Origin of the sequence: Lachnotalea sp. AF33-28, from assembly GCF_003477885.1 — a bacterium.
Lineage (GTDB): Bacteria > Bacillota > Clostridia > Lachnospirales > Lachnospiraceae > AF33-28.
Genome location: NZ_QUEE01000002.1, coordinates 155,025 through 181,324, shown reverse-complemented (window position 1 = coordinate 181,324; position 26,300 = coordinate 155,025). Strand labels below are relative to the sequence as shown.

29 protein-coding genes are annotated in these 26,300 nt (G+C 51.5%); 6 read left to right on the top strand and 23 right to left on the bottom strand.

Annotated features, from left to right (window positions below; translation table 11 throughout):
- Positions 1–223: 223 nt before the first annotated feature.
- From DWZ56_RS03330 to DWZ56_RS03285, 10 genes are all read right to left on the bottom strand, one after another.
- The gene (locus tag DWZ56_RS03330) at positions 224–1,138 is read right to left on the bottom strand and encodes a carbohydrate ABC transporter permease (protein ID WP_118554974.1); all 915 of its coding nucleotides are present in this window, start codon (positions 1,136–1,138) and stop codon (positions 224–226) included.
- A gap of 26 nt (positions 1,139–1,164) precedes the next feature.
- Entirely contained in the window at positions 1,165–2,097 is a 933-nt protein-coding gene (locus DWZ56_RS03325; RefSeq protein WP_118554973.1) for an ABC transporter permease, read from the bottom strand.
- Positions 2,094–3,266 (bottom strand): amidohydrolase family protein, encoded by a 1,173-nt coding sequence (locus DWZ56_RS03320; RefSeq protein WP_158584423.1) that lies wholly within the window; start codon positions 3,264–3,266, stop codon positions 2,094–2,096. The genes DWZ56_RS03325 and DWZ56_RS03320 overlap by 4 nt, the downstream gene beginning before the upstream one ends.
- A 207-nt stretch (positions 3,267–3,473) precedes the next feature.
- A complete protein-coding gene (locus DWZ56_RS03315; protein ID WP_118554971.1) occupies positions 3,474–4,427 on the bottom strand; it encodes a cob(I)yrinic acid a,c-diamide adenosyltransferase in 954 nt (317 codons plus the stop codon).
- 25 nt (positions 4,428–4,452) lie between these two features.
- Positions 4,453–4,785, bottom strand: coding sequence for a glycerol dehydratase reactivase beta/small subunit family protein (locus tag DWZ56_RS03310; protein WP_118554970.1), 333 nt, complete (start codon positions 4,783–4,785; stop codon positions 4,453–4,455).
- Complete coding sequence (locus DWZ56_RS03305) at positions 4,786–6,600, bottom strand: diol dehydratase reactivase subunit alpha (protein ID WP_118554969.1); 1,815 nt, start codon at positions 6,598–6,600, stop codon at positions 4,786–4,788.
- Complete coding sequence (locus DWZ56_RS03300) at positions 6,591–6,989, bottom strand: diol dehydratase small subunit (protein WP_118554968.1); 399 nt, start codon at positions 6,987–6,989, stop codon at positions 6,591–6,593. Before DWZ56_RS03300 ends, DWZ56_RS03305 begins: the two co-directional genes overlap by 10 nt.
- A 1-nt stretch (position 6,990) precedes the next feature.
- Positions 6,991–7,653, bottom strand: a complete 663-nt coding sequence (locus DWZ56_RS03295) for a propanediol/glycerol family dehydratase medium subunit (RefSeq protein WP_118554967.1) — start codon at positions 7,651–7,653, stop codon at positions 6,991–6,993.
- Positions 7,654–7,671: 18 nt separating this feature from the next.
- Positions 7,672–9,336: a propanediol/glycerol family dehydratase large subunit gene (locus DWZ56_RS03290; RefSeq protein WP_118555215.1), complete on the bottom strand. Its 1,665-nt coding sequence runs from the start codon at positions 9,334–9,336 to the stop codon at positions 7,672–7,674.
- A 425-nt stretch (positions 9,337–9,761) separates the two neighbouring features.
- Entirely contained in the window at positions 9,762–10,046 is a 285-nt protein-coding gene (locus DWZ56_RS03285) for a hypothetical protein (RefSeq protein WP_118554966.1), read from the bottom strand.
- Positions 10,047–10,441: 395 nt separating this feature from the next.
- On the opposite strand from DWZ56_RS03285, the gene DWZ56_RS23580 reads away from it, so the two are divergent.
- On the top strand, positions 10,442–11,068 hold the full coding sequence (locus DWZ56_RS23580) for a sugar O-acetyltransferase (RefSeq protein WP_118554965.1): 627 nt from the start codon (positions 10,442–10,444) through the stop codon (positions 11,066–11,068).
- A gap of 34 nt (positions 11,069–11,102) precedes the next feature.
- Here the strand turns inward: DWZ56_RS23580 and DWZ56_RS03275 are convergent, their stop codons facing one another.
- The 10 genes from DWZ56_RS03275 to DWZ56_RS03230 all read right to left on the bottom strand — a co-directional run bounded on the left by DWZ56_RS03275 (position 11,103) and on the right by DWZ56_RS03230 (position 19,707).
- On the bottom strand, positions 11,103–11,666 hold the full coding sequence (locus DWZ56_RS03275) for a DUF2087 domain-containing protein (protein WP_118554964.1): 564 nt from the start codon (positions 11,664–11,666) through the stop codon (positions 11,103–11,105).
- Entirely contained in the window at positions 11,663–12,031 is a 369-nt protein-coding gene (locus tag DWZ56_RS03270; RefSeq protein WP_118554963.1) for a hypothetical protein, read from the bottom strand. The genes DWZ56_RS03275 and DWZ56_RS03270 overlap by 4 nt, the downstream gene beginning before the upstream one ends.
- 181 nt (positions 12,032–12,212) lie before the next feature.
- A complete protein-coding gene (locus DWZ56_RS03265) occupies positions 12,213–13,067 on the bottom strand; it encodes a DUF6179 domain-containing protein (protein ID WP_118554962.1) in 855 nt (284 codons plus the stop codon).
- A 37-nt stretch (positions 13,068–13,104) separates the two neighbouring features.
- Positions 13,105–13,647 (bottom strand): DUF6323 family protein, encoded by a 543-nt coding sequence (locus DWZ56_RS03260; protein WP_118554961.1) that lies wholly within the window; start codon positions 13,645–13,647, stop codon positions 13,105–13,107.
- 181 nt (positions 13,648–13,828) lie between these two features.
- On the bottom strand, positions 13,829–15,850 hold the full coding sequence (locus DWZ56_RS03255; protein ID WP_118554960.1) for a family 78 glycoside hydrolase catalytic domain: 2,022 nt from the start codon (positions 15,848–15,850) through the stop codon (positions 13,829–13,831).
- An 80-nt stretch (positions 15,851–15,930) separates the two neighbouring features.
- Entirely contained in the window at positions 15,931–16,623 is a 693-nt protein-coding gene (locus DWZ56_RS03250; RefSeq protein ID WP_118554959.1) for an ABC transporter permease, read from the bottom strand.
- 1 nt (position 16,624) lies between these two features.
- Complete coding sequence (locus DWZ56_RS03245) at positions 16,625–17,476, bottom strand: ABC transporter ATP-binding protein (RefSeq protein WP_118554958.1); 852 nt, start codon at positions 17,474–17,476, stop codon at positions 16,625–16,627.
- Positions 17,466–17,963 carry a hypothetical protein gene (locus DWZ56_RS03240; RefSeq protein WP_147369378.1) on the bottom strand — a complete coding sequence of 166 codons (498 nt, stop codon included), beginning with the start codon at positions 17,961–17,963 and terminating at the stop codon, positions 17,466–17,468. The genes DWZ56_RS03245 and DWZ56_RS03240 overlap by 11 nt, the downstream gene beginning before the upstream one ends.
- Positions 17,960–18,400 carry a LytTR family DNA-binding domain-containing protein gene (locus DWZ56_RS03235; RefSeq protein WP_118554956.1) on the bottom strand — a complete coding sequence of 147 codons (441 nt, stop codon included), beginning with the start codon at positions 18,398–18,400 and terminating at the stop codon, positions 17,960–17,962. Before DWZ56_RS03235 ends, DWZ56_RS03240 begins: the two co-directional genes overlap by 4 nt.
- A gap of 368 nt (positions 18,401–18,768) precedes the next feature.
- The gene (locus DWZ56_RS03230) at positions 18,769–19,707 is read right to left on the bottom strand and encodes a helix-turn-helix transcriptional regulator (protein WP_118554955.1); all 939 of its coding nucleotides are present in this window, start codon (positions 19,705–19,707) and stop codon (positions 18,769–18,771) included.
- Between the two features lie 178 nt (positions 19,708–19,885).
- On the opposite strand from DWZ56_RS03230, the gene DWZ56_RS03225 reads away from it, so the two are divergent.
- The 5 genes from DWZ56_RS03225 to DWZ56_RS03205 all read left to right on the top strand — a co-directional run bounded on the left by DWZ56_RS03225 (position 19,886) and on the right by DWZ56_RS03205 (position 24,894).
- On the top strand, positions 19,886–20,608 hold the full coding sequence (locus DWZ56_RS03225) for a ThuA domain-containing protein (protein ID WP_118554954.1): 723 nt from the start codon (positions 19,886–19,888) through the stop codon (positions 20,606–20,608).
- A gap of 124 nt (positions 20,609–20,732) precedes the next feature.
- The gene (locus DWZ56_RS03220) at positions 20,733–21,833 is read left to right on the top strand and encodes a Gfo/Idh/MocA family protein (RefSeq protein ID WP_118554953.1); all 1,101 of its coding nucleotides are present in this window, start codon (positions 20,733–20,735) and stop codon (positions 21,831–21,833) included.
- A 58-nt stretch (positions 21,834–21,891) separates the two neighbouring features.
- Positions 21,892–22,860 (top strand): sugar phosphate isomerase/epimerase family protein, encoded by a 969-nt coding sequence (locus DWZ56_RS03215; RefSeq protein ID WP_118554952.1) that lies wholly within the window; start codon positions 21,892–21,894, stop codon positions 22,858–22,860.
- 39 nt (positions 22,861–22,899) lie between these two features.
- On the top strand, positions 22,900–23,949 hold the full coding sequence (locus DWZ56_RS03210; protein ID WP_118554951.1) for a Gfo/Idh/MocA family protein: 1,050 nt from the start codon (positions 22,900–22,902) through the stop codon (positions 23,947–23,949).
- A gap of 201 nt (positions 23,950–24,150) precedes the next feature.
- Positions 24,151–24,894: a sugar phosphate isomerase/epimerase family protein gene (locus tag DWZ56_RS03205; RefSeq protein WP_118554950.1), complete on the top strand. Its 744-nt coding sequence runs from the start codon at positions 24,151–24,153 to the stop codon at positions 24,892–24,894.
- A gap of 72 nt (positions 24,895–24,966) precedes the next feature.
- Here the strand turns inward: DWZ56_RS03205 and DWZ56_RS03200 are convergent, their stop codons facing one another.
- From DWZ56_RS03200 to DWZ56_RS03190, 3 genes are all read right to left on the bottom strand, one after another.
- Complete coding sequence (locus DWZ56_RS03200; protein ID WP_118554949.1) at positions 24,967–25,335, bottom strand: nuclear transport factor 2 family protein; 369 nt, start codon at positions 25,333–25,335, stop codon at positions 24,967–24,969.
- 23 nt (positions 25,336–25,358) lie between these two features.
- Entirely contained in the window at positions 25,359–25,808 is a 450-nt protein-coding gene (locus DWZ56_RS03195; protein ID WP_199679541.1) for a GNAT family N-acetyltransferase, read from the bottom strand.
- A 221-nt stretch (positions 25,809–26,029) separates the two neighbouring features.
- Positions 26,030–26,299 carry a Txe/YoeB family addiction module toxin gene (locus DWZ56_RS03190; RefSeq protein WP_118554948.1) on the bottom strand — a complete coding sequence of 90 codons (270 nt, stop codon included), beginning with the start codon at positions 26,297–26,299 and terminating at the stop codon, positions 26,030–26,032.
- Position 26,300 lies beyond the last annotated feature (1 nt).

Below are 26,300 nucleotides of genomic sequence, written 5' to 3'. Positions count from 1 at the left end.
AGCCGCAGGCTGATGACCTACGCACACATCAGTGTGCTTCCTATTATCCTGTCACCAGCCAAAGGCTGATGACCTACGCACACATCAGTGTGCTTCCTATTATCCTGTCACCAGCCAAAGGCTGATGACCTACGCACACATCAGTGTGCTTCCTATTATCCTGTCACCAGCCGAAGGCTGATGACCTGCGCACACATCAGTGTGCTTCCTGTTACTGCAACAGTTATCCTTTCACAGCTCCGACCATCACGCCTTTGACAAAATACTTCTGAAAAAACGGGTACAGCAGGATCATCGGAAGGCTGGAAATCACAATTGTGGAATATTTCATTCCCTCCGCAATCGCTAATCTCGACTCACTGTTGAGCTGATTCACATTGCCCATCATTTCCGTCAGCTCATTGGAGATCAGTATATCCCTTAAAACCACCTGCAGGGGCTGGGCCGATTTTTCCGTTATATACAGCAGCGCATTGAAATATTCATTCCAGTGGCCCACGCTGTAAAAGATCACCATAACCGCCAGGATCGGCTTGGAGAGCGGCAGCACTATTTTCAAAAAGATTCCGATATCGGAACATCCTTCCACACTGGCCGCTTCCTTCAGCTCATCCGGTATGCTGTTTTCAAACGAGTTTTTCATAATGATAAAATTGGTCACCCCGACCGCATTTGGCAGCACTATGCTCCACATCGAGTTAAGCAGATGGAGATCGCTCACCACCAGATAGGTGGGAATCAGCCCCCCGCTGAAAAGCATGGTGAACAGTATAAATTTTGTAAACACCCCTCTGCCCTTCAGTTTTCTGCAGGACAGGGCATAAGCGCCCGTAGCGGTCAGGGATATATTGATCGCCGTGCCCACCACCGTATAGACAATCGTATTAACATAGCCCCCTGTCAGACGGTTTTCCTTGATGACCGATACATAGGACTCCACATTGAATCCTTTGGGAAACAGTATGATGTCGTTTGTCAGTATGCGGGCGGGATCGCTTAAGGAACAGCTCACCACATACAGCAGCGGATAAGCGATCAGCACCAATATCACCGCCAGCAGAGCATACACCACGCCGTCAAACACGCGGTCGCTGTTTCCGGTTACGCTCCTGTCCTCCCTGTTATTTTTATGCTTCATTTTTCTCCACCCTTTCCTCCTGATCGTTACCATAAACTCGTATCGCTCACTTTTTTGCTGAATTTATTGACGATGATAATCAGCGCTGTGTTGATTACGGAGTTAAACAGGTTCACCGCCGTTGAAAAGCTGTACTGGTTATTGAGTATGCCCACCTTATATACATAGGTGGAAATCACGTCGGAAGAGGCGATATTCAGATCATTCTGCATCAGATACACCTTTTCATATCCGATGTTCATAACTTTTCCGCAGTTTAATATCAACATGGTAATCATAGCCGGAAGAATTGCCGGTATCGTAATATACAGGATCCGCTTCATACGTCCGGCTCCGTCCACCTTGGCCGCTTCATACAGCTGCTGATCCACGCCGGCCAGCGCTGCCATATAAACCACGGCCCCCCATCCCATCTCCTGCCATATCCCGGAGATGATGTAGAGCGGTTTGAACCACCCCGCTTCCGTCAGAAATTCTATAGGTTCTTCTATCAGGCCGGCTGACAAAAGCAGATGGTTGATCAGGCCGTTTCCCGTATTGAGCAGCGTCGACAAAAGTCCCACAAGAACAACCGTGGAGATAAAATGCGGCGCATAGGTGACGGTCTGTGCCAGCTTTTTAAATCTTTGGCTGCGCGCTTCATTTAAAAGCAGCGCCAGAATCACCGGAAGCGGAAATCCCAGTATCAGCTGCCCGAAGCTCAAAACCAGCGTATTGACGATCAGACGCTTCGCATAATATCCCTGGAAAAAACGGGTAAAATGCTTGAAAACAGGAGCAGCCCATGGGCTTTCCACGATGCCCAAAGCGGGCATATAGTCCTTAAACGCGATCTGAATGCCAAAAATCGGCACATAACGGAAGATGATAAAGTAGAGGAGGGTCGGAAGCAGCAACAGATACAGCTGCCAGCTTTTTAAATAGGAAAGATACTTGTTTTTCTTCACACCCTGTTTCATCGTTCCTCTTCCTCCGGGAAATGATACAGCCTGCGCGCATTGCCAACGAGCAGCTGCTCTGCCGTTTCATAGGCCTGTTCCTCGGATATGATCCCCTGTGCCGAAAGTCCCTCCATAATATGTTCCAGGCTCCTTCTCGCCAGATGCGCCGCCATCCAGGACATCTCCGGTATGCCGTGCTGTCCGGTTCCCAAAAGCACCCTGGAATGAACAGCAACTCCCAGAACCGCCTGCAGAATGTTCTCATAATCCATGGAGGTCCATGGGGATACCCAGGACAGATCCATCCAGATATTTGGAAACATATGGGTCATCAGTGCCGCGTTTCGGATATCCGGATAGCTTCCGTGCAGAAATACGATTTTTGTTTTCTGAAATTCCCTGTCGTTTAGAAATTCCGCCATCAGAAGCGGATTCAGCTCCCCGATCCGGCCGTTGCCGCTGCCGCCCGTGCATCCTGTATGGATATGGATCGGGATATCCTTCTCACCGCATAGCTTCATCATTTCGCAGAATATCGCGAAGTATACCAGTTCACTGGCCTTGGGGTCTCCCAGAATTGCGGAAGCGTACGCCTTTTCCGCTTCATACTCCGTCACGTAACGCACCTGAAGCGTATGTATTTCTCCGATATGACATTTGATTCCCGCGTAGCCTTCCCCCACCGCTTCACAGACTCTGTCCAGGAATGTCTTTTTTAATTCTGCATATGACTGGCATTGCCGTTTAAGCTCTGTCAGCACCGGATCCATGCGGAAAAGCCGGAAGGTTCTGCACGGAAATCTGGTTCTTAAATCCCCCATGGGGAAGCCGCTGTCAATCATGCAGCCGATGATGCCGGCCTCCCGGTAGAGTACTTTGGCATATTCTTCCTGCCCGGACAGAGTCAGGCTGTTTCGGTATTCCGTAACCGCATCCAGATTCGGAGCACATCCAAACCGTTTCGCCATCATGCATACCATGGTCTTTACCACACCGAGATTACGCAGATCCTGTGCCTGTCCTGCCGAGATCCAGTCCTCACCGTTTCCGGCAGCTGCCGGCATATCCCTGAATCCGTGCAGAAACGAAATACTTAATTCCTCCGGCGTGTAACCGGTTCTGTCATAATCCAATTCATGGGTATGGTTGTCAAAATAGGGGATCGCGCTGTAATCATATTTCACCATAACCGCCTCCTTCATTTCATCTGTTTATTGATCACTTTCTATAAACAATGTTAGCATCCGGGAGCTTTTTTGTGAAATACGAATAACTGATCAGCTAATAAGCAGTTTTTATATACAGTCAAATATTTAACATAAAAGAAGAAAAAAAGAGCAGCTTCAGGCTATCAAGCCCAAAACTGCTCCACACTGTACGCTCTATTTAATTATTTACAGGCATCTCTGCCCATATACCGCCAGCTCATTGTCCTCTTCTCCGGTCCCGCCGCTGACCCCCAGGCCGCCGATGATATGTCCGTTAGAATACAGCGGAACACCGCCTCCCAGCACGGACAGTTTTCCGTTATCCAGATTTTCCAGTCCGTAAAAAGTCTGTCCGGGCATTACCAGTTCCTTCAGCTCGATGGTGGGCATCTTGACCGCTACCGCCGTATAGGCTTTTTTCACCGCTACATCATAGCTGACCAGAAAGGCATCATCCATCACGTGGACCGCCACCGGGTTGCCCTGGTCATTGCAGACCGCCACAACCGCCCGCATTCCTTTCTCCAGAGCATGTTTCTCCACCGCTTCGATCAACCGTTTCGCAACATCCAGGTTCATGGTCAGAGGCGCTCCTTTGGATGATAACACCGCAGCATTTTTTGCCGCGGGCGCTTCCTTTGCCAGGGCGTCGGTATAACGGGCCAGCACATACAGATAATCGGACAGCCGGTTCATATACTGCCGGATCACCGGGTCACTGCCGTATTTTCTGTCCACAGGGGCCAGCCTGCGTTCCGCTCTCCTCGCAACCGTGCGGGCTACATCGATCTGGGCAGATCTTTGACACCCTCCCGGCAGTATGAACTGATGCTCTCTTAAAAAGGAGTTCTCCAGCCGGTCAATTTCTTCTTCCAGGACTTTTACTTCATCCGGTCCCAGCCGGTAACTGCGGTTGGAGAAATCAGCCTCCCTGGCCATCACAGTCATGAGGTTCTGCTGAATCCGTTCCAGAAACTCTTTGAGCCCGGCGTCATCGCTCGCAGCTTTCACGATCCCCAGATGGCTGGTGAGTTCATCGATGGTTCCCAGCAACTCTATCCGGTCATCGGACTTCGATATATGATTGGCATTGACCAGCGTCGTTGTTCCCTGATCGCCTGTTTTTGTATAGATTCCCATTTATAATGACCTCCTGCTGTGCCGTTTATATTCGAAAGGGCAGTCTTTTCACAGCCCGTGCGCTGTTGGCGCCGATGTTTCTGCACTCGAATTCAGCAGCGTCTGTATATGTAAAAACGTTTTTTCCTTTAGGACAGCCGGCAAGCTGCAGGGCAATGTCCTTTTGTATCATGCCGATGCCGGAGCCCAGCACGGATTCCTGTGCCGCCTCATAAGCCAGATTATCCAGTGTATCCTGCGACTGCAGCAGCACTTGCACAGGCACGCCCTCTTCCTCGATCCCCGCACAGACCTGTTTTAAGGCTTCCGCATCCGGACTCCATGCATAGATCAGTATCCTGGGTTCTTTCGCCGTCATCTAATTACCTCCCAGATGGGACAGGACCAGTCCTGTGGCCACCGCATTTCTCGGGCCCTGGGTCTTTCTGATATTGCCCCGGCCGCACACGATCTGATAATCGGCCAGGCTTTCCATCAGCATCTCCGGTATCTCGAAATCCTCGGCACAGCCGCCTACCAGCACTACGTTCGGTATCCTGCGAAGCTCGCCGCCGGGGGCGACTTTGGACAGCGCGCGCATAGCATTGGGCATAAAAACCTTGCGCTTGGCCTCACGCCGCACCGCCGCTATCTTTTCCATGGGAATGCCTTCGTCGATGCGGATCATCTCATCTCCGGCCAGCAGCACCACATGGCCGAAATACCGGGGATCGACCGCTTCCTCAAAAAACCTCATCAGGCCGTTTTCCATACGGATATGATAGAGGCTCTCCACCTTAGCCAGCGGGTAGCGTTTGATCTGCTCCGCCACCGCCCGCTCCGAAAGCCCCAGCTCCGTGCCGATCAGCATGGTCACCAGCTCGCCGGCGCCCGCCTGATGGGTCATGCGGATACTGCCGTTTTCATCAATCAGCGCGGCATCCGTGGAGCCGCCGCCCATATCCAGAATCGCCAGCGGCAGCTTTGTTCCCGGCGTAGTCAGCGCGCCCAGCGATGCCATCACGGCCTCCACACCGGCCACCTTGACTGCCACGCCCAGCTCCTGTGACAGGCGCGAAGCGATCTGCTGCATCGGCAGCTTCTGTGTCTTAACCATTGCGGCAATGCCCACGGCCTTTTCCATACAGGTTTCCCCCGCCAGAGCGCCGCCCACTTCCACCGGCGCCAGCGTATCCACTGCCAGAATATCTGTTATGCGGATCTCTTTCTCCGGTTCATGGCTGACTTTTGCCATGCCTTTCTTAATGCCGCTTAGCATATTGCCCACATTGGTATCCGGCTCACCGTCTATATCCGTTACCGCGCCCGCCGTCTTTAACAGCTCCATGATCCGATCCGCGCCCTCATCGATATCAATTACATGGCGGCGGTCGGATTTGATAAACAGTTTGCCTGCAGGCAGTTTATTTTCCTGTACATTTCCGTGAGGCGTCTTTATTACCACCGCGCTCTGCTTGCCAATCAGGCTTTTCGCGATAGGGATGACGGTCTGGGTCTCTTCCGGCGTAAGCTCCAGAAGGGTTGCGATTCCGTAGGGATTGGATAGCATGCGCACCGGCTGTCCCGGCAGCGCCACCTCGATGGCCGCCAGCTTTCCTTCCGGGACCATACCGATCTCCCGCACCTCATCCAGTATGGGGATCTTTTTGTTCAAACGGTTTTCCACCAGTACCGCTTCATCGGCCTGCAGGATCATCCCCTCAATCTGAAGAACGCCCTGTAAACGGTTGATTTCTCCCGCCACCTCTTCATAACCGTGCTTTGCAGAGGCCGTCACAATATAGGGGGTACCCTGTTGCCCCTGCATAAGATGCTCCAGGCTGATCAGATACCCCACCGCCTGACCCGCTCCCGCGGGGGTAGAGGGGTTATGGCCGATCATGGACGATTCGGTTATGACAGTCTGAGTGATGGTCTCCATCGCCGTATCCCCGATCACCGGCGCAGCTTCATTGATCCGAATCAGCTCCAGATCCGACACCGGATAGCCGGCGCGGCTCATGGCATCGTCCAAAGCCGCCTTTATGCCGTGTACATTCGCCTCCGTACCTTTGGTGCCGGTGGTCCTGCGAGAGGCTTCCGAAAGGAAACGTATCCTGCCGTCTCCGGCCGCTTCGCCCACACAAACTTCAGTTGTAGAATTGCCTATATCAACGCCTGCAATCAATCGCAACGAAGGATTCCTCTTTTCTCATAGATCTCTGCGGCTTCCATAACCAGTTTCGCACAGTTTTTCGCGTTATACTTCGACAGCAGTTCATCCGCCATCATCACCAGCTCCAGTTTAGTGGAACGGTGAGGGCGCAGTTTATTATACATGGACAGGATGACCTCATCCGGCACGTCCACCAGTTCAGCGGCCCGTTCAAAATTTTTAGCCATGGGCTCATTGCCGGAAGCTAAGGATACCTCTCCCTGCTTCTTCAGCACGTCCTTGGATATCTTAATATCATCGGCCCTGATCTCTCCTCTTTTCACCGCGTCCAACGTGATATCGGACAGTTTCTTCCCGGTTCTGGATGTGATCTGCTCCGCTTCGTATTCTCCTAAGGGATAACGCATCTTATTTTCCCTCCCATTCAATGATTCCGGTCTGCTCGTCCACCTGTTCTGTCTCAATGATATGAAGCAGCGCCGCCTTCACCTGATACTTGGCCCTGACCATGGGGTCATTGGTGCTGGCGATGGGGGTTACCGGCTCGCCCTTCACATATTTCGCCGCGTTCTGGCCGATCTTGCGGTACACCTCAAGCGTCATCAGAGGGGCCTGGGGAAACAGCTCCAGATTGGACAGCGGATAGAGATCCTTCTGATGGATCACCGTAGTACCCTTGGACTGGATTCCGATGCCGATGCCCGATCCTGAGAGCTTGGCCGCTTCCAGCGCCATGAAGCAGACATCCGAGGTCTTTAGCACCTTCACCACTCTGGGCACCATGCCCTCTTCCTCAATCCCTGCCTTCAGATTATCCAGCACCTCTTCCAGGCGGATGCCGCAGATGGTTTTAGTGATCTCTTTTTGAAACGCGGGTCCAACGCCGATCACAACTTCCTTCGGGTCCGTCCCCTTTTTCGCCCGGGGGTAGGAAGCATAGGATGTTTTCTCCGCATTGATCCGCTCGCCGCCTGTAACGGCGGGCCGGCCGGATTGCCCTTCCTTAGGACTCTGTATCTGTTTAACGACCGCCTCCGTAATACGGCGGACCAGTTCTTCATTTATATTCATAGGAGCCTCCCTCGTATACTACAGCTCATCGGGATTGATCCGGTGAGGAATATTTTTAATCTCTTCCCATCGGCTGCCTTCCACCCGGTACCCTGTTCCGGGGCCCATATAATCATTGGGTGTATTGACGCCGCTCATCACGCGGAAATGGGAATCCAGAATCGCCGCCGTCTGCATATAATCTCCTACCACGCGCTGTTTCAGCATGTTGAGAATGCTTTCAGCCAGTTCGGTAAAACCGCTGTCTAAAAGCGCTTTCACCACGTCCACACCTGTGATCCCGCGCTTCATCAGCTCTTCCGCTGCAATCAGATCCGCAGCCACATCCCTGGAGAGAGTGTCTTTGCTTCCGTGGGCATAGGTTACAGCCTCCACCTGCTCGTCCGTCACCTCTGTAAGTCCCAGCTGACGGAAAACCGCCTGCACCGCCCTGCCGGCCTCCCGGCGCACACGGATCACATCCTCTTCCTTCACCGGTTTTAAGCCGCCGTCCACCTGCATATCCCTCTGCAGGACGTTATAATCGTCGAAATCTTCCGCATCAAAGTTGGAGCCCGCGAACAGGTTGTCATAATTGGGTTCTGCCGCATACCCGGAAAATATGAAATCCGTCCCCGGGAAGAACTGCAGCATGGTTCTGGCCGTTCTTCTCATATCGGAATGTGAAAAACTCTGATCGTTGGAGGATGCGCATTCCAGGCCAAGCAAAGCAGCCACCAGATTTTCTCCCAGCACTTCCCTAAGGCCGGCCGGCACGGATGCTGCCACGCCGATACAGCTTACAGACCCGTTCTGGATACCTTGGGAACCGGCTCCTTTGGTTACATAGAGGCAGCGGCACTCCAAATAGAGCATAGATTTCTTCTCACTGCTGCCCATCAGCACCTCAGAACCTGCGCCGGAAGTAAAACGCACTTTCAGCCCCCTGGAAGCGTAGGCGGAATTGAGAAACGCCTTGGAATAGGGGGTGTCGTCTCCGTCGATAAATACTTTTTCCGTACCGTATACGGAAAGGGTCTCCGCGTAGGTAGTGAGTCCGCGGATTCCCAGCTCCAGCTCCGTAGCCTCTTCCACCGCACACTGTGTCAGCACGCCCTTACGTCCCACCTGGGAACCGATCAGTAAAGCGATGGCGTTAAACGGCGCATATCTCGCGATACCCGTGGTCGTCTCTTCCTCCGCAAAGCCGCGCAGCGCGCCTTCCGCCGCATCCGCAGCGATCTGCACCGGATCGTCCTTCAGATTTGTGATATGCGCCTGATTGCCGGGCACCTTTCTGGCGCGCATCTTCTGCATGCCCATCATCATTTCCACCACATTCAGGCAGTTGATGACTTCCGCCATCTTCGCCGGAGTGATGCCGGATATCACCTTTAATACCTCCTGCCTGGAGACATGGATATCCACCACCATCCTGGCTATCTCCACGGAATCCATCGCCATAGATGTATCGGCCTGAGCCAGATCAATGGCATAGTCCGCGATAAACTGATCCAAAAAGTCAAACTCTTCCCTCTTCTTACCATCTAATTCCGTCACTCTGCCGTTTTCCACAAGCAGGGATGGCGCCGGGTCATAGGGACTTTTCATCGCGATAAAGCCCATCTCCGGCCATTCGTCAATATAGCCGTCCTGATTGACAGGGCGCCTGTCAAGTATTTCCATTCTCTTTGATTTTTCCATGTTCTCACCCATTACCGATCCTGGACTCACCGTGCCATAAATTTAAAACCAGCGCACAGTGCCGCCATATGTATTCAGATACTTATAGGATAGTACAAAACCATAAAAAAGTCAATCCAATCCACACACTTTTCGCAACAATCTCACATAATTCAACACTAATTTGTGTGGTTTTTATTGATCAAACGCCGCAGAGACTAAAAAGTCCACAAACGGTTTGAAGTGAATCTCGTGTGCGGGATTCTCTTTCGAAAAACAAAATCCACCGGCAGCCGTGTGTTCCCGGGATTATCAGTGTGAGACCGGACACCGGCTATACGCTTCGTGAACGCACTCTTCCCAGAACCGGTGGATTCATACCTTATTATAAATCTGATGAAGGTATTTGGCAAGGGAACGGCTGCGGTTATGTCCGTCTGCAATGTTCAGGGCAGCAGCTTTCCTTTCACGGAATCCCACAGTTCTTTCCTCTGTGCATATTGCTCGTTCAGCCATTCTATTGCCTGGGCATATCCCTCTTCGGAAAAGGGGAATTCTCTTGTGACGATCTTCTCTTCCGGGGTTTTTTCATAATTAAACGGTTCCGGATATGTATGGGCGGCCATCCGGCCATCTTTTTTCTCCAGCATGTAACGCATGCCGCAGTAACTGCCGGTGTAGTTTAATTTTTTGATCGCGTTGATGGATACCGGCTTTTCTATAACGTTCATATATAATGCACCTCCGTATATCGCAGGATTTTTCTGATACCTGCTGGTTCGAAATACGCCTTACTTTCTTATTATAATACAGCCGGCAATTGGAGTAAACCTTACGTTGCTGTTCATGGCAACCGATAAAGCAGCGCAAGACAGGGCAGGGTATATTCCTCATGGGGATCCTTGAAGCCCGCCGGTACTTATGCTGTGTATTTTACAGCATTAGTGCCGTTGCGCGCTTCACGGAGCGAGAGCGCGTCCCAATGAGGACCATACCCTGCCCTCTCATACGCGGGAATTTTACGGTAACTGTAAAGCGGTAACTGTAAACAGTTCAGACAGCTTCCATTTATATATGTACTGATGTATAATAGGGATGCCAGTACATACAACAGGAGGTTTTAACGATGAACTCTGAAGAAGCGAAAATAAGAATGGCCGAGGGCCGGATCTACCAGCCGGGCGATGAAGGGATACTGAAAGAACAGTTTGTCTGCATGGAGAAACTCTATGACTTTAATGCCACAAGACCGTCCGAGCAGAAAAAACGTCAGGATATGTTAAAGGACATGTTTGCTGCAATAGGCGCAAACTGCTATATTGAACCGCCTCTGCATGCCAATTTCGGCGGAAAACACGTGCATTTCGGCCGAAACGTGTATGCGAATTATAACCTCACCCTTGTGGATGACGGTCATATCTATGTAGGCGACTATGTGATGATCGGCCCCAATGTGACCATCTCTACTGCCGGCCATCCGGTGGAGCCGCATCTGCGCAGGCAGGGCCTGCAGTACAATATCGATGTTCATATCGGCAGCAATGTCTGGATCGGGGCGGGCGCTGTCATCCTGCCCGGTATCTCCATCGGTAACGATACCGTTATCGGAGCCGGGAGCATTGTCACTAAGGACATTCCTGCAGGCGTGGTGGCTGTGGGAAACCCCTGCCGCATACTCCGGGAAATTGGGGAACACGACCGGAAATATTACTTCAGGGACCGTTTCATCGACGTGGAGATACCGCAGGAGTAAATATCCTGCGGTTCTTCCCGCCGCCAGACCGGCCTCACAGGCTCTCCTGATTCACTTTCCGGTACACCCCGTCCTTTCTTGTCAGCAGACCGTCGCCGATCATATCCCGCCGGAGCGTGCAGAAATCAGCATAAAAATCAGCGATAATGAGATTTACTTCCCGCTCCGTGTACTCTCTGCCGTATTCAAAGGCTTTGGCGATCTCCTCCAGCAGGATATGCTCTTTTTTCCGCTGGGCGGGGATGGATTTTATCCTTCCGTATTCCATAAAGGCGCTTATAACCTTTCTGCGGTAGGCTTCCTCGCGGTCCGACTGTTCTCTGGCATAAGCGGACTCCTCGCTGATGATATCTATGATATTCGTCATGAATACCTCACGGCACAGGGAATACATTGTATAATACTGATCTTTATAAGACTTTACGGCCCCCGCATCTTCCAGTTTTTTCAGGTGAAAGGATATCGTCGCCGGTGTCAGGCCCAGCCTTTCCGCCAGCCGCTCCACATACATATCCTCTATAATCAGAGATTTCAGGATCTGCATCCTGGACTTATCCGCCAGGCACTTAAATAATTTGATCGCATCAGTTTCCGTCATATCTGTTCCTCCCAGATTTTCATAAATACGTTTCGGATTTCCTTCACCGTGTCCAGCTTGGTCTCCTCCACCAGGATTTTCACAGCATCCTGATTGCGCCTGGCCAGATCATAGGATTTCATCCAGTTCTGTGGGATCGAGTCCAGCTTTTTTAAAAACGCTTCGCTGATCCCTGCCGGATCCCTGGGCTTATTTTTGACAGACAACTGAAACATGCTTTTAAAGATATCGTAAATATTCGCCTTTACTTTCATCATGTTCGCTTCATCCTTGCGGCTGTCCGCAATCAGCTGCTGCTCCTGCTTAACACAGGATTCCATGGATTTATCAAGGTACTGTATAAACTTCTTTTGCTTATTTTCCATAAGAATGCTCCTTTTAATATCATAGTTATCTAATTAGATATAAGCATTATACACCTATGAAAATATTTTTTCAATACTATTTTTATATTTATCTAATTAATTTACAAAAATTCAGACGGCGCGTCTTCTTGACCGGCTTATTCTGTCAAGAAGACGCGCCGTCTCTTACCATGCAGGAAGTTTACCGCCCTCCTAACACTTTATCCAGCGCATGATGGCGCAGGCCGTGCTGTATCCGAATCGAAAAGCCAGGGCAGCATACGCTGAAATATATCTTCATTGTATCCTCTTTCGGGCAGAATGTCTCCAGCAAATGATTCATGACGGTGCGGATGCACGCTTCCGTTTCTACACCGCTTTTTCCTTCCAGACAGTAACCGATCCTGTCATAATCCTCCCGATCCAGCTTAAGCAGCCCCACAGGTTTATGTGCGATGCCGCAGCCAATCGCTGCTAAGAGAACCGCCTGCGCAATATTATCCATATAATTGTTCTGATAATCCGGTGTCAGTCTCTCAAGCAGTGATTCCACCGCCGGCCTTTCAAATGCGTCCAGAAATTTCTGCTCAAGGCGGATCGCCCGGAGATACTTAAGGATCAGATCAACGCCGCGCGCATCTCCCAGCGCGCCTGCGGCCGGATAGTCCAGCGTCAGCAGATGATCCTGCGGACAGAATCGGGGATCATAGCGTAGGAAGAACTGCATCATCCCTTTTCCTACCGTATCCCGGTAATTGCGGCAGCCATAATCATAATAGTCTTCCAGTATCTCTTCATAGACAGCTTTGGCCTGATGGGCCTTCTCCAATACAAGCGCACAGCCTGTTTCGTAAGCCTTTCGGGCCGGGATTTCAGACCGCGCTGCCGGGACCCCTGCGGCCCCATCCGCCTGATCCGCATTTTCCTGCACACAGTATATGACTGCATCCATCAGCATGCGCGCCGTATCATAGGTAACCGAACTGCTCTCACGTCCTGTATATTTCTCCGCCAATTCCTTTACGATCGGCAGCAGATCTTCCATCGTATAGTCCATATGCTTCTCCCTCCCGCTGACACACTGGTTGCCCCATTCAGCTCCAGCATAAATCGTGCAGAACCTGCAGATACAATTCCTTATCCCATCTCTGTTCTTCCGAAAACTGTTCGTAATCTCCCAGACCGTCCGAGCTCTCATACCCTCTGTATCCGGCGCGGACAGCCCGTGTAAAACGCTCCAGACAGGTATCCGCCAGATAGTCCAGATCCCCTCTGCATACCTCCTCAAACTGTTCTTTCATGAAATTCAGCAGCTCGGTATCGGTCAGCATGTCGTTGGACTCATTCTTAAACTTATAAAAGATTTCCTGCAAGGCGGCCAGTGTGTCCGGATACTCATCCTGGCTGATATACTCTGAATCACAAAAAGTCAGGACCAGCCGGTCCAGCATCCCCCTTCCGAATTCCACACGCTCATACTTTTTTAAAGTCTCATTCCTCGCTGCTGTCAGCTCTGCCGCATCCTCTGCGGTCAGTGTCAGCCCAAACTGCACCGTGCTGTCATTGCATGCCAGAAGCTCTCTCTGCTCATTTTCCTGTCTCTGCCTGTTTAACACCGCAAACATTTCCTGTTCCATAGAACGCCTCCCCGTGAATGTGCATTTGCCCTGCAGCACGATGATCTTCTGCGAGGCAGAGCCCCATTATACCCCTACGTTTCCCCCGATACAAGACTTGAAAAAAACAGGAAAATATGCTATAGTATATACAGATGAAGAAGGGGTGACCGCATGGCGGCCACCCCTTCTTCATCTGCATTTATACACCGATCCGGTTCCAAAATTCATCGCATAAAAACAGCGATGCATAGCTTAGCGTGAGATGAAACAGCGATGTGTTCCATTTCGTATCCTTTCCCCAACCTTCAAAGGTGGTGGTCGCATCCTCGCAAAGCATCCGTTTCCACGCTTTGGGATGCAGCAGGATCCGTTTCACCCTCTCCAGCTCCCCATGGCGCTTAAGCCCAAACAGCAGAGGAAACGTGATGAAGAACATGGAGGAGGTCACCGCCTTCTCATCCGACATCTTCAGTATGTTCTGCCTGCATTCCTCATCCGGGCACAGATCAAACGCATATGCTACGGCATTGGACGGAAAGCTGATGTGGTCCGTCTGTGTGCTGTCCCGGAACAGTTTCTTTTTATCATCGTAGAACGCACGCACATAGTTTTGGGTCATGAGCTGCGTATCCCGGTAAATTCCGTATCCCAGTTTTTCCGATATCCGGTTAAAGGCTTTTACCGCCGCAATATACCAGGCATTGATCACGTTATGGGGTGTTCTGCAGATCTGCCCTTCCGTAATATCCACATCATAGCCGTCCCGATACGGCTGCGGCCATTCCACCACACACCATTTGTCCAGATCAGATAACAGCCCGTCACTGTTTTCATACTGCAGGCGGTAAGATTCCAGAAGGCGCATAAGGCCCTCATACCGTTCTTCCAGAAATCCCTCTTCGCCGTATAACCGGTCATATACCAGCACCAGCGGCACAAGCATGAGGGAGTATTCCGCAATTTCCTGCATGAACGAACAGTCCAGGCATGTCACGAGGCCGTCCGTGATAAAGGCGGAGCGCAGCGCATCGTCGATCAGTTTGCGCATCAGTGAATCATCACCGGTCAGTATGCTGTGGGCCAGCACCGTATAACACCCGTCCCCGAGATAAAAGCCCTTTTCCCGCTCCATACAGTCCTGAATCACTTCCTGCGCGCCATATTTGAGCGTATGCACACAAAGATCCCAAATCCGCAGCAGCTCCGGATCATCCGTATTGGGCGAGACCTTCAGTTCAAACGGATAATGGCGGGCATGAAGAAAGACTGAGCTCTCGTCCAGCTCGCATCCATCCGGCAGAATCAGTTCCATATAGCGGAACGATTTATAATCGTAGAAGCGCACGGTATCCCAGCCGCCGGACAGCACCATCTCTTCCTCGCAATTGCAGTTCGCCCTAAGATGCCAACGCACTTCCTTCTCCTGTGTCAGCTCCTGGCCGCAGTGTACGGTCACCGCAGTTTTCTTTTCTCCCCTGGCGGTAAACACCGGGTATCCCACATAGTTGCTCCCGAAATCGATGAAATACCCCTGTGCCGTACGTTCTGTCAGAACAGGGCGTATCTCTTCAAACACAAGCATGGATGTATTCTGTTCGTACAGCGTATAGTCCGCAAATTCCCTGTATTTCGCATTCTCCCAATAGCTGTCGTCAAAATCGGGCTGTTCAAAGCCGACTTCCCGTGCGCCCGCATCATACCGTTCCGCAAACTGCGTATCGTATCCGAATCTGCCCATCGCGCTGTAGGACGAGTGTATGGCACACCGAAAGGATTCATCGGAAGAAAGCGCCACCTCTTTGCCGCATTCCAAATCCAGAATCAGGCCGTGCCTGTCATCCCCGCTGGTCCACACGCGGTTGATCAGCCCCTGATAATAGGTATGGACCGCTATCGTGTTCTCGCCGGGTATGAGATAATCCGTCACATCCACCTTATTATAATTGTAGTGCATCCAGTAAGACGGCGCCGGTCCCTGGGTCACAAACTTCCCGTTTATGTACAGCTTATAGTAGTCGTCGGCTGAAATATACAGCCATGAGCGCTGCAGCTCATAAAGCCGGAATTTCCTGCGAAACAGTATGTGTTTATTCACATAGGCAGTCGGACGCAGAGGCGTCTTATCCAGCTGTCTGTGAAATACGTGGATCGGTTCCAGAGAACAAAATTCATCTCCGGTGATCCAGCGGCCGGTAAATGTTCTGGTTTTCTCCGCTCTCATATCTTCCTCATTTCTTCCAATGTTTCAGACCTCTTATTTTGTCTCCATCATAGCATATGCGAAGAAATGAGACAACGTATTTAAAACAGCAGCCCTCTCTTTTTATAGATCACAGCGAATGCCGTGATCCCCGCAAGTGCGTTTACCGCAATGACTGCAAAGCTCTGCCAGCCTGCGGCGCTCTTACTGATCAGATCGTTTATCTGCTGTGTATAAATCCATCTGGATACCAGAGCCACCGGCCGGTTAAACATGGCGATCATCGGCAGGAAAGAAAAGATCATCATAACCGGTACCGTTACAGATGTGGCCGCCATCTGATTCCGGCTGCCGATTCCAATCACGCCTCCTATGACTGTGGAGGTCAGAATGCCGCAGAACATAATGCCCATAAATCCGGCCAGTTCCAGCCCGCGGTATCCCCCCTGAAGCCCGAAGATGAAACTGCCGGCCATACAGACAGCCAGCACATATGCGCCCAGCCCCAGCAGATACTCGGTTCCGCGTACATTAGACATCATCAGCACGCGCAGCGTATTCTTTTCCTTTTCCTCGGCAATCACTGCCGACATGCAGGTTAGCGGCGCCATGCCCACGTACATCGTGGCGAACATGTGGACAAAGAAATTTGCCGGCATATCCGGCACCGTCATCGCATTGCTCATGATGACGGACAGCACCGGAAACATCAGAAACTGTATCAGTACTTCTTTATTCTTCAGCGTATCCTTCAGCTGTTTGCGAAAGACTGCCATCACTCGTCTGCTGCTCATATCAGTCCAGCCTCCTTCCTGTGAGTTGGATAAATACATTCTCCAGATCCGGCTCCTGGGAATGGATGGATACGATCTGCTCCGCCTCGAAATAGCTCCGAATCTGTCCGGCACTCGCCTTCATATTGGGTACAATCACCTGCTCCCCGCTTTTAAGCAGGACTGAAATGCTGTGATTACTGTCATATTTCCTGCATATCTCCTCCGGCACGCCATATTCAATAATCTTTCCCCGATCCAGCAGCGCGATGTGACCGCAGAGCCGGTATGCCTCTTCCATGTTATGGGTGGTCAGAAATACGGCCGCGCCTTTCTGCTGGCTCCGGCTGATCAGATCCCATATTGCCGCAGCAGTTTTTGGGTCCAGACCGCTTGTAGGTTCGTCCAGAAACAGCAGATCCGGTTCATGCAGTACCGCCCTGGCTAATACCAGGCGCTGTCTCATTCCCTTAGAAAGCCGGCCGGCCGGTTTTTTCGCAGCGTCCGCCAGCCCCACCGTCTCAAGCGCCTCAGCAATCCGGTCCGGCTTAAGCCCATAGATCCTGGTAAAAAGCAGCAGGTTATCATAGCAGCTGAGCCGATCATACAAGCCGGCAGCATCCATCACCGCACCGATTCTCCGGTAATCTGCCTCTTCCAGTTTATCCGAACGTTTTCCCCATATCAGCGCTTCCCCGCTGTCGGCTTTGAGCTGACCGGTCAGGATGCGTATCAGCGTCGTCTTTCCGGCGCCTGAGGGTCCCAGCAGGCCGAAGATTTCTCCGCCCGCCACGTCCAGATCAATTCCGTCAAGCACGTTTTTTCCGTTAAATCCGCGGAACAGGTTTCTAACTCTTATGCATTCAGACTTCATCCTTCTCTTCCTTTCCCATGCTTTCCTTCAGCCTTCTAAGTCCCTCCGCCATCTGACGGTTTTCCAGCCTGGTCTTAACAATCATTGTGACGGTTCCTCCCGCAAAACACAGCAGAAAGCAGGCTGCAAATGCTGCCCAGGGCTCCCACATATCCGCCGGAAACCATCCGAACAGATTTGTAAAAAGGACGATGCACGCCACGATCAACACACACATGAACAGCACCCGAAGCAGTGGGGGAACCCTTTTTACCATCCAATCCATGCTGAACAGATAGCGCAGCCCCGTCGTCAGAAAGGCCACCGCCAGAAACTGTACCAACGCGCTTAGAGGAATCCCCTGGCTCCCCAACCGAAACAGTGTGGAGATTTCTCCCGCCTCATCGCCTGTCACCGCAGCCGTTATGGTTAGAATTATGACTGCAATCGAATACGTACAGAACGCTTCTCCGATAAAACTGAAAATATTTTTCTTTTCTTCCATCATTTCACCCCCAGCCTCTGTTTCAGGATCCCTGCGTACTGCCTGGATACCACCAGCTTTTCTCCGTTTGACATTGTGACGCGGATCCGTCCGTCTATTTCCGACCTCAAGGACATGATCCGCCTAAGGTTTACGATGCTGGATTTGCCCGCCCGGATAAAATCCGCTCTGGCCAGCTGTTCTTCCAGTTCGTACAGCCTAAGGTCCGACTCATAGACCTCATTCTCAGTATAGAGGAATGTTTTTTTATCCGCCGAATCAATATACAGCACCTGGGATACATCCAGTATATAGGTGCTGCGTTCTTTCTGCCCGGTAAGCTTCATATCCAGTGTCCTAAGCAGGGAGATCACCTTTTCCAGTTCCGGTGTAAGCCCCGGACACCGGATATCTACGGCGATCTCTGTTTGTGTTTCATCCGTTTGAATTGTAATCTTCATAGGAAAGACTCCTCGCTGCCTTGATTGATAAAGCTGAAATAAGTATGATCCTTGCGGAGCATTTTGTATCATAGTATGTACTGTTCTATGAAACATAGTATAGCGGCCGGCTGCAGGATATGCAATGCCGGCCGCCCTAAGCTGCGGATTTTGGGGTATAAGCTGCAGGAGATATACAGCTCATTCGACTGCTATTCGTTCTTGCAGACGTAAAAAGAGACCGCATCGGCAATTCGAAACTTCTCGTCTGCCGGTGCAGTCTCTCTATGCATTTTCTTTTGTCAACCGTTTCAGTACCTACCTAATAAATCTTATGTTACTATTCACGGCTGTCGTAAACCTACCGCGAATGACAGGGCAGAATATGCTCACGGATTCTGCAGAACCTGCCGGCATATATTCTGCATCTGCTGACAGGGATCCGGCATACAGGCCTCCATGCTTTTTTCCTCTTCCTTTTCCCTGGCCTCTTTCTTGGCTGCATCAGCAGCCGCCCCTACCATATGCCGGCTGGCATACTCGGACGGAGTCATCCCATAGCAGCGCTTAAAAGCCCGGTAAAAGGTGCGCGTGCTCTCGAACCCGACACTCATCGCGATATCCACCATCGACAGCTCCTGACCGGTGATGGCTTCCACCGCAGACCGGCAGCGCAGGTCATTGACATATTCCGATATGCCGCTACCAAAATACCGGTGAAAGAGATGGGAAAACCGGCTTTTGCTGTAACCGAAGGTCTGCGCCAGCGAATCCAGCGTGATTTCCTTCTGGTAATTTTCCTGCAGATACGAAAGGATATCCCTGGCCAGGGACGCGTTGGGGCTCTCCGTAAAATCCCGCAGGCCGGTCTCTTCGATCACATGTCCAAGCAGCACATAGATATATCCCTTGACCGTATTTCTGCCCGAAAGCGATTCCATCTTTTCCGTATCCGAGGTCAGGCTGCAAAGCCGTTCCAGGCAGTGCAGGATCTCCCCGTCTGAATGGTCACGGCTGCAGCAGTCCGTAAACGTTTTTTTGGCCAGCAGCGCCTTATAGGAGGGAATCACCTCCAGGGGAACCGTCAGCACATACGCGCTGGAATGGCCTTCCGTCTGATAATAATGCACCGCATAGCTGGGCGAGATTAAAAAACATCCTTCCTCCACCTTCGTCGGCCAGCCGTTTAACGCTACATGGATCTCTCCTTTTGTCACATATAATAGCTCTATGCTGCTGTGAAAATGCGGTGCGCACGCATTGTCGACCGCCTTCCAGCAGGAAGGCACACGGTAATTGTCCCTTGAATATTCATAATATCCCTGCAAATCATACCCCCGTCAAGCACTCTGGGGACGCATGGCATAGCCGCGTCCCGGCTGCCGTCAACACAGTAATATTTGTCACTAAAGAAACGTAAACTGGCAAGACAAAGCCAACTGACTTTATTATAATCGCAGTAGAAGGAAACCTCAATAACCAATTTTGCAAAGGAGCAGCGCATATATGGAAACAAAAAATATCCGTGTCACAGTATGGAATGAGTATCTCCATGAAAAGCTGGACCCTGCAGTGGCGGCAGTATACCCGGATGGGATACATGGCTGCATCGCCGGTTTCCTGCAGAAGGCAGGAATGTCTGTCAAAACAGCTACGCTGGAAATGCCGGAACACGGTCTGACGGAAGAGGTTTTAGACAGCACCGACGTGCTCGTCTGGTGGGGCCATATGGCCCATGACCGGGTGGACGATTCGATTGTAAGCAGGGTCTATGACCGCGTTCAGAATGGGATGGGGCTGATACTTCTTCATTCCGCCCACGCCTCCAAAATATTCTGCAGGCTGTGCGGCACCAATACGTTCAATCTGAAGTGGCGTGAATCCGGCGACCGGGAGATTCTCTGGACGATCGAGCCGGGCCATCCGATTGCCGAAGGTCTGGGAGAGCACATCATGCTGGAGGAAGAAGAGACTTATGGCGAGCGTTTTGAAATACCCCGTCCGGACGAACTTGTGTTTATCAGCTGGTTTTCCGGAGGCGAGGTATTCAGAAGCGGCTGCTGCTATCACCGGGGACGGGGACGCATATTCTATTTCCAGCCGGGTCACGAGACCTTCCCCACCTACTATAACCCGGATATCCAGAAGGTGATCTGCAACGCGGTCCGCTGGGCAGCACCGGTAGACGGGCCTGTACCGAAGCAGGGCAGGGTGGATTCAATCCTTTAAACAGTGGTTGTGTGTCTGTACTATGCGCCTATACCATCAGCTTTCGGCCGGTGGCATAAAGAGGAAGCACACTGATGTGTGCGCTCATCAGCCTTAGCTGGTGAAATAAGAAAGGAGAATCATCATGAGTGACAAAATTAAAGTAGGAATTATCGGCTGCGGCGGGATCGCAAATGCCAAGCATCTCCCCGCCCTCTCCCATCAGAAAAACCGCGTGGATATCGTGGCATTCTGTGACCTGATCCCCGAGCGTGCAAAAAAAGCCGCTGAAAAATACGGTACGGAAAATGCGGACGTCTATACTGATTACCGCGAACTGTTAAAAGATGAGAGCATCGAAGTAGTACATGTGCTGACCCCCAACATCTCCCACTGTGAGCTGACTGTGGCCGCATTGGAAGCCGGAAAGCATGTTATGTGTGAAAAGCCCATGGCAGCAACCCCTGCAGATGCAAAAAAAATGCTGGAAGCCAGGGACAAAAGCCAGAAGCTTTTGACCATCGGCTACCAGAACCGCTACCGCCAGGACAGCCAGGTGTTAAAGCACATGTGTGAGGCCGGCGAACTGGGTGAGATCTACTACGCGAGAGCACAGGCCATCCGCCGCCGCGGCGTTCCCACCTGGGGTGTATTCCCTAATAAAGCGCTGCAGGGCGGCGGACCGCTGATCGACATAGGGACCCATTCTCTGGATCTGACGCTCTGGATGATGAATAATTACGAGCCGCAAAGCGTTATGGGCGCAAGCTTTGAAAAGCTTGGCCGCCTGTTAAAGCCCGGCGAACAGGGCAACGGTTTCTCCCCCTGGGACAATGAGGATTATCAGGTAGAAGACTCCGCTTTCGGTTTTGTAACGATGAAAAACGGCGCCGTTATCACGATCGACGCTTCCTGGGCGCTCAATACGCTGGATGTCGGCGAAGCCATGACCATGCTCTGCGGCACAAAGGCCGGCGCCGATATGAAAGACGGCCTGCGCATCAACCATATCGTATATGACAAGCAGACCGTGACCAAACCCGAGACAGCCACACCTCAGGGTGTCGCATTCTTTGAAGGTGCGTCCGTGATGTCTGCCGAAGATTTCGAATGCAATGTCTGGCTGGATGCTGTACAGGGCAAGGGCGAGCTGGTAGTGAAACCAGAGCAGGCCTTTGTGGTGACGCAGATACTGGATGCCATCTACGAGAGCGCGCGTACCGGCAAAGCCGTTTATTTCGATTAATGCCAAAGGAAAGGAGCGGGGAACCTGCAAATAAGACGCGGGTTCCCGAACACATACTATGAAATTAGGCGTTTTAACCGTTCTTCTGGGGGATCTCTCCCTCGACGAAACACTGGCATATTTAAAAAGCCTGGGAGTGCAGCAGGTGGAGATCGGCTGCGGAGGCACCCCCGGCACCGCTCACGCGGATGCCGTCAAGTTTATGGAGCATCCCGAGCTGATCGACCAGTTCATGGAAACCATCGATAAATACGGGCTGGATATCGCCGCCCTGGCCTGCCACGGAAACCCTGTCCATCCGAACAGGGAGATTGCCTCCGCTTATCATGAACAGTTCGAAGCCGCTATCTGTCTGGCGGAAAAGATCGGGGTAAATACGGTGGTAGGTTTCTCAGGCTGCCCGGGAGACTGCGAAAATTCCCAATACCCTAACTGGTCCATCGCCAGCTGGCCGCCGGATTTCCAGAAAATCCGCGACTGGCAGTGGAACGAAAAGCTGATTCCCTATTGGAAAAAAGAAGCCGCGTTCGCCCAGGCACACAACGTGAATCAAATCGCTTTCGAACTTCATCCCGGTTTCTGTGTTTATAACCCTTCCACACTGCTGCGCCTGCGCGAAGCAGTTGGGCCGGTGATCGGTGCGAATCTGGATCCCTCCCATCTGTTCTGGCAGGGCATCGATATCCTCGCGGCCATCCGCGCCCTGAAGGGGGCCATCTACCATTTTCATGCCAAGGATACGGCCATTGATGCTTACAATACCGCGGTAAACGGTGTGCTGGATACGCCGTCCTTTGACAGGATTGAAGATCGTCCCTGGGTATTTCGCACCGTGGGATATGGGCATGGCGAGGATACCTGGCGCGCAATCTTCAGTGAACTGCGCAAGGTCGGCTATGACGGCGTGATCTCCATCGAACATGAAGACGGCCTGATGAGCACGCGCGAGGGGCTGGAGAAAGCGATCGAAGTGCTGAAGCGCACAATCATTTTTGAATCCCGCGAGGGGGATATGTACTGGGCCTGAACCCATAACCGCATCAAAATATGGACTGGAGAAAACGCAATGTATGAAATAGCGATCATCGGCTATGGCGGCATGGGTGCTTATCATGCCGAACAGCTGCTCACACTGCCGGAAGAATTTCATCTGGCAGGCGTATATGATATCAACCCGGAAAGAATCACCCTGGCAAAAAGCAAGGGAATACATGGATACGACACCCTGGAAGAGCTTCTTGCAGACCCTTCCATCCGCACTGTGATTATCGCGGTGCCGAATAATTTTCATAAATCACTCTCCATACAGGCCATGGAGGCCGGCAAGAATGTCATCTGTGAAAAGCCGGTCATGATGAATGCCGAAGAGCTGATAGAAGTGCTGGCAGTGAGCCGCAAAACCGGCCGCCAGTTCACCGTACACCAGAACCGACGCTGGGACCGCGATTTCCTGATCGTTAAAAAAGCGGTGGAGGCCGGCACTCTGGGTACTCCCTTTTATATAGAATCCCGCGTACAGGGAAGCAAGGGCATACCCGGTGACTGGCGCTGTGTAAAGGAAGCCGGGGGCGGCATGCTGCTGGACTGGGGCGTACATCTGATCGATCAGATCATGTGGATGGTCGACAGCCCTGTGACGGAAGTCTACGCCCACCTGCTCTCCGTGAAATTCCCGGAGGTCGACGATAATTTCAAACTGCTGCTGCGCTTTGAAAACGGGCTCTCCGCCCTGGTGGAGGTGGATACCTACACCTTTATTAATCTGCCCCGCTGGCATGTCTCCGGAGATGCGGGAACGCTGCAGATCGACAGCTTCAGCTGTGACGGCAGGATTGTCCGCGCAAAAAACAGCGAGATGCACTGGGAATCCGGCATCGTATACACCGCGGCCGGCCCCACACGTACCATGGCTCCCCGTCCCAAGGAAACCATCGAGCAGATAGAGCTGCCGGAGGTTGCCTGTGACGCCAGGGATTATTACCGCAATTTCCGAGACGCGGATCTGGGACTGACCGAGCTCATTGTCAAACCGGAAGAGGCACTGCGCGTCATGCGCGTGATCGACGCGGTCTTTGAATCCGCGCGGACCCATGCCAGCATCTCTGTCAGACTGTGACGGGTTAGGTGCATAGATCAAAATATTAATGAGCCGGAGACTGATTATGCATAATCAGCAGTCTCCGGCTGGTGACAGGAAACACACTGAGGTGTGCGCAGGTCATCAACCTGCGGTTGGTGACAGCAGTAAAGAGGAAGCACACTGAAGTGTGCGTAGGTCATCAACCTGCGGTTGGTGACAGGAAAAGGAGGGTTTACGATGAAAATCGGATTGCAGCTTTATTCCGTGCGGGATTGCATACATTCCGGCGAGGATTTTAGAAAAGTATTAAAAGAAGTAAAAGGAATGGGCTATGAAGGTGTTGAGTTTGCAGGCTACGCCGGGCTGACGCCGGAGGAGATTAAAGATGCGCTGGATGAGTCCGGGCTGATCGCAGTTTCTTCCCATGAAAGTGTGGACCGTCTGGAAAACAATCTGGAGGAAATCATCTCCTACACTCTGGCCCACGGCGCCAAAATTATTGCCTGCTCCTACTCCCCCACCGGCAGCGAAGCAGACCTTGAGAGGCTTCAGCGCGTGATGGAGGCGGCAAAGGCTGCAGCAGAGCCCCACGGCATCACAATGGCTTATCATAACCATTCCCATGAATTTCTGCCCCTGCCCGACGGCATCCGTCCCATCGACCGCATCCAGCAGTTTTCCCGGCTGGAGCCGGATACCTACTGGGTATACCACAGCGGTGTCTCACCCGCACAGTATCTGCTGGAGCATGCGAAAGACATCGCCCTTGTACACTTAAAAGACGGCGATGAAAACGGCCACCCCTGTGCAGTTGGAGAAGGAAAAAACGATATCGCCGACATTCTTAAAGCATCTGAAAAAATCGGCACGGAATGGGTGATCGTGGAAAATGACAATCCGGTACCTGATGGGCTGTCCGATGTCCGCCGCAGCATGGAATGGATCAAAGCTGCCTGTATGCGTCCGGCATCTCCTCTTTAAGCCTGCTTTTGCACCGGCTTTCACACAGAATGAAATACGGCACGTCATAAACAACGTGCCGTATTTTAACCGCTATTTTATCGGGCGCCCGATCTGCTTATCCTGCCTCCACTGCGGTGCAGCACCATCGTCTCCCCAATACTCATCTATGGAAATAATCTTATCTTCCTTTAACCGGATAAAGGATACCACATGAAACGACAGCGACTTATCCTTTGTAAATACATGGGTTACAGTTATGATCCGATCTTCCGTTTTTTCCACCCGTTCCACAATTCCATCCCATTGGCCGGGATATTCACAGTTCGCCCGAATGAATTCATCCACTGTAAAAAGCTCGTTGGTATTATGCCATCTGATGTGCGCATCCGGATGAAAGTATCTTCTCATCGCAGCAGCATCCTGCCTAAGCGTGTCCGACCAGTATCGGTATAGATCCATTTTTCTTCCTCCCGTGTATGCGTTCATGTATCCATTCGGATCAGTTCACTGATATTCTTATTGCGGTAGACCAGATCTTCCCGCACCGAAAAGCCCTGTGATTCCCAAAAAGCATTGCCTTCCAGGTTGCGTTCAAATGCCACCAGAGCAACTTTATGAATACCCTCACGCTTCAGCGCCTCCATAGCATGAGACACAAGCCCGGCCGCTATTCCCTTACGCCTCGCCTGTACAGCAACCGCTGTATGATGGATATACCCTCTCCGCCCGTCATGGCCGCTTAATATTACCCCTACAATTTTGCCGCCCTGCAAAGCCGCAAAACAGGTCGTGGGATTCCGCTTAAGATATCTCGCAATGCCATCTCTGGAATCATCCAGATTATTTAGTCCCATTCCCGGCGTATGTATCCATAAATCATAGATCTGGTCATAGTCGTCGATTGTCATCACGCGTATTGTTACATCGCACATAGAGCCCTCCTATTCTTTACGGTGTCCGTGCTTATCAAAGTTTTTTCTAAGAAAATCAATTCTTGTTGGGTATATTCTATTGCTATACGATTTAGTTTTAATGACGCTACTTTTAATCATATACAAACATATTTTGTCGAATCTTGTCACCACCATCTCCGCCACCCTTATGTTAACAAAAATTATCACTTAGTAAAGAAAAGAGGGCAGTTTCCCGTCCTCTAATCGTCATAATGTCCCCGGCATGAGATAACCACCACCGCACTATCCTCAACCGCATAAACAAGCCTATGTTCTTCGTCCACACGGCGGCTCCAAAAGCCAGTCAAGTTGCCTTTCAACGGCTCCGGCTTTCCTATCCCTTCAAACGGATTTCGGCATATGTCCTTTACAAGCTGATTGATCCGCTTCAGTATCTTTTTGTCTTGTCCTTGCCAATACAAATAATCTTCCCATGCGTCAAAATCCCATTGTATCACTCTTATCTGCATT

Bases quoted from the DNA above. Each gene is read 5' to 3' on its own strand.
- DWZ56_RS23580 (WP_118554965.1), top strand. From the start codon at position 10,442: ATGAACTCTGAAGAAGCGAAAATAAGAATGGCCGAGGGCCGGATCTAC.
- DWZ56_RS03330 (WP_118554974.1), bottom strand. From the start codon at position 1,138: ATGAAGCATAAAAATAACAGGGAGGACAGGAGCGTAACCGGAAACAGC.
- DWZ56_RS03260 (WP_118554961.1), bottom strand. From the start codon at position 13,647: ATGGAACAGGAAATGTTTGCGGTGTTAAACAGGCAGAGACAGGAAAAT.
- DWZ56_RS03215 (WP_118554952.1), top strand. From the start codon at position 21,892: ATGAAATTAGGCGTTTTAACCGTTCTTCTGGGGGATCTCTCCCTCGAC.
- DWZ56_RS03300 (WP_118554968.1), bottom strand. From the start codon at position 6,989: ATGCGTTATCCCTTAGGAGAATACGAAGCGGAGCAGATCACATCCAGA.
- DWZ56_RS03315 (WP_118554971.1), bottom strand. From the start codon at position 4,427: ATGGGAATCTATACAAAAACAGGCGATCAGGGAACAACGACGCTGGTC.
- DWZ56_RS03285 (WP_118554966.1), bottom strand. From the start codon at position 10,046: ATGAACGTTATAGAAAAGCCGGTATCCATCAACGCGATCAAAAAATTA.
- DWZ56_RS03220 (WP_118554953.1), top strand. From the start codon at position 20,733: ATGAGTGACAAAATTAAAGTAGGAATTATCGGCTGCGGCGGGATCGCA.
- DWZ56_RS03275 (WP_118554964.1), bottom strand. From the start codon at position 11,666: ATGACGGAAACTGATGCGATCAAATTATTTAAGTGCCTGGCGGATAAG.
- DWZ56_RS03240 (WP_147369378.1), bottom strand. From the start codon at position 17,963: ATGATGGAAGAAAAGAAAAATATTTTCAGTTTTATCGGAGAAGCGTTC.
- DWZ56_RS03210 (WP_118554951.1), top strand. From the start codon at position 22,900: ATGTATGAAATAGCGATCATCGGCTATGGCGGCATGGGTGCTTATCAT.
- DWZ56_RS03320 (WP_158584423.1), bottom strand. From the start codon at position 3,266: ATGGTGAAATATGATTACAGCGCGATCCCCTATTTTGACAACCATACC.
- DWZ56_RS03225 (WP_118554954.1), top strand. From the start codon at position 19,886: ATGGAAACAAAAAATATCCGTGTCACAGTATGGAATGAGTATCTCCAT.
- DWZ56_RS03290 (WP_118555215.1), bottom strand. From the start codon at position 9,336: ATGGAAAAATCAAAGAGAATGGAAATACTTGACAGGCGCCCTGTCAAT.
- DWZ56_RS03235 (WP_118554956.1), bottom strand. From the start codon at position 18,400: ATGAAGATTACAATTCAAACGGATGAAACACAAACAGAGATCGCCGTA.
- DWZ56_RS03190 (WP_118554948.1), bottom strand. From the start codon at position 26,299: ATGCAGATAAGAGTGATACAATGGGATTTTGACGCATGGGAAGATTAT.
- DWZ56_RS03325 (WP_118554973.1), bottom strand. From the start codon at position 2,097: ATGAAACAGGGTGTGAAGAAAAACAAGTATCTTTCCTATTTAAAAAGC.
- DWZ56_RS03265 (WP_118554962.1), bottom strand. From the start codon at position 13,067: ATGGACTATACGATGGAAGATCTGCTGCCGATCGTAAAGGAATTGGCG.
- DWZ56_RS03205 (WP_118554950.1), top strand. From the start codon at position 24,151: ATGAAAATCGGATTGCAGCTTTATTCCGTGCGGGATTGCATACATTCC.
- DWZ56_RS03195 (WP_199679541.1), bottom strand. From the start codon at position 25,808: ATGTGCGATGTAACAATACGCGTGATGACAATCGACGACTATGACCAG.
- DWZ56_RS03295 (WP_118554967.1), bottom strand. From the start codon at position 7,653: ATGAATATAAATGAAGAACTGGTCCGCCGTATTACGGAGGCGGTCGTT.
- DWZ56_RS03250 (WP_118554959.1), bottom strand. From the start codon at position 16,623: ATGAGCAGCAGACGAGTGATGGCAGTCTTTCGCAAACAGCTGAAGGAT.
- DWZ56_RS03270 (WP_118554963.1), bottom strand. From the start codon at position 12,031: ATGGAAAATAAGCAAAAGAAGTTTATACAGTACCTTGATAAATCCATG.
- DWZ56_RS03200 (WP_118554949.1), bottom strand. From the start codon at position 25,335: ATGGATCTATACCGATACTGGTCGGACACGCTTAGGCAGGATGCTGCT.
- DWZ56_RS03255 (WP_118554960.1), bottom strand. From the start codon at position 15,850: ATGAGAGCGGAGAAAACCAGAACATTTACCGGCCGCTGGATCACCGGA.
- DWZ56_RS03310 (WP_118554970.1), bottom strand. From the start codon at position 4,785: ATGACGGCGAAAGAACCCAGGATACTGATCTATGCATGGAGTCCGGAT.
- DWZ56_RS03245 (WP_118554958.1), bottom strand. From the start codon at position 17,476: ATGAAGTCTGAATGCATAAGAGTTAGAAACCTGTTCCGCGGATTTAAC.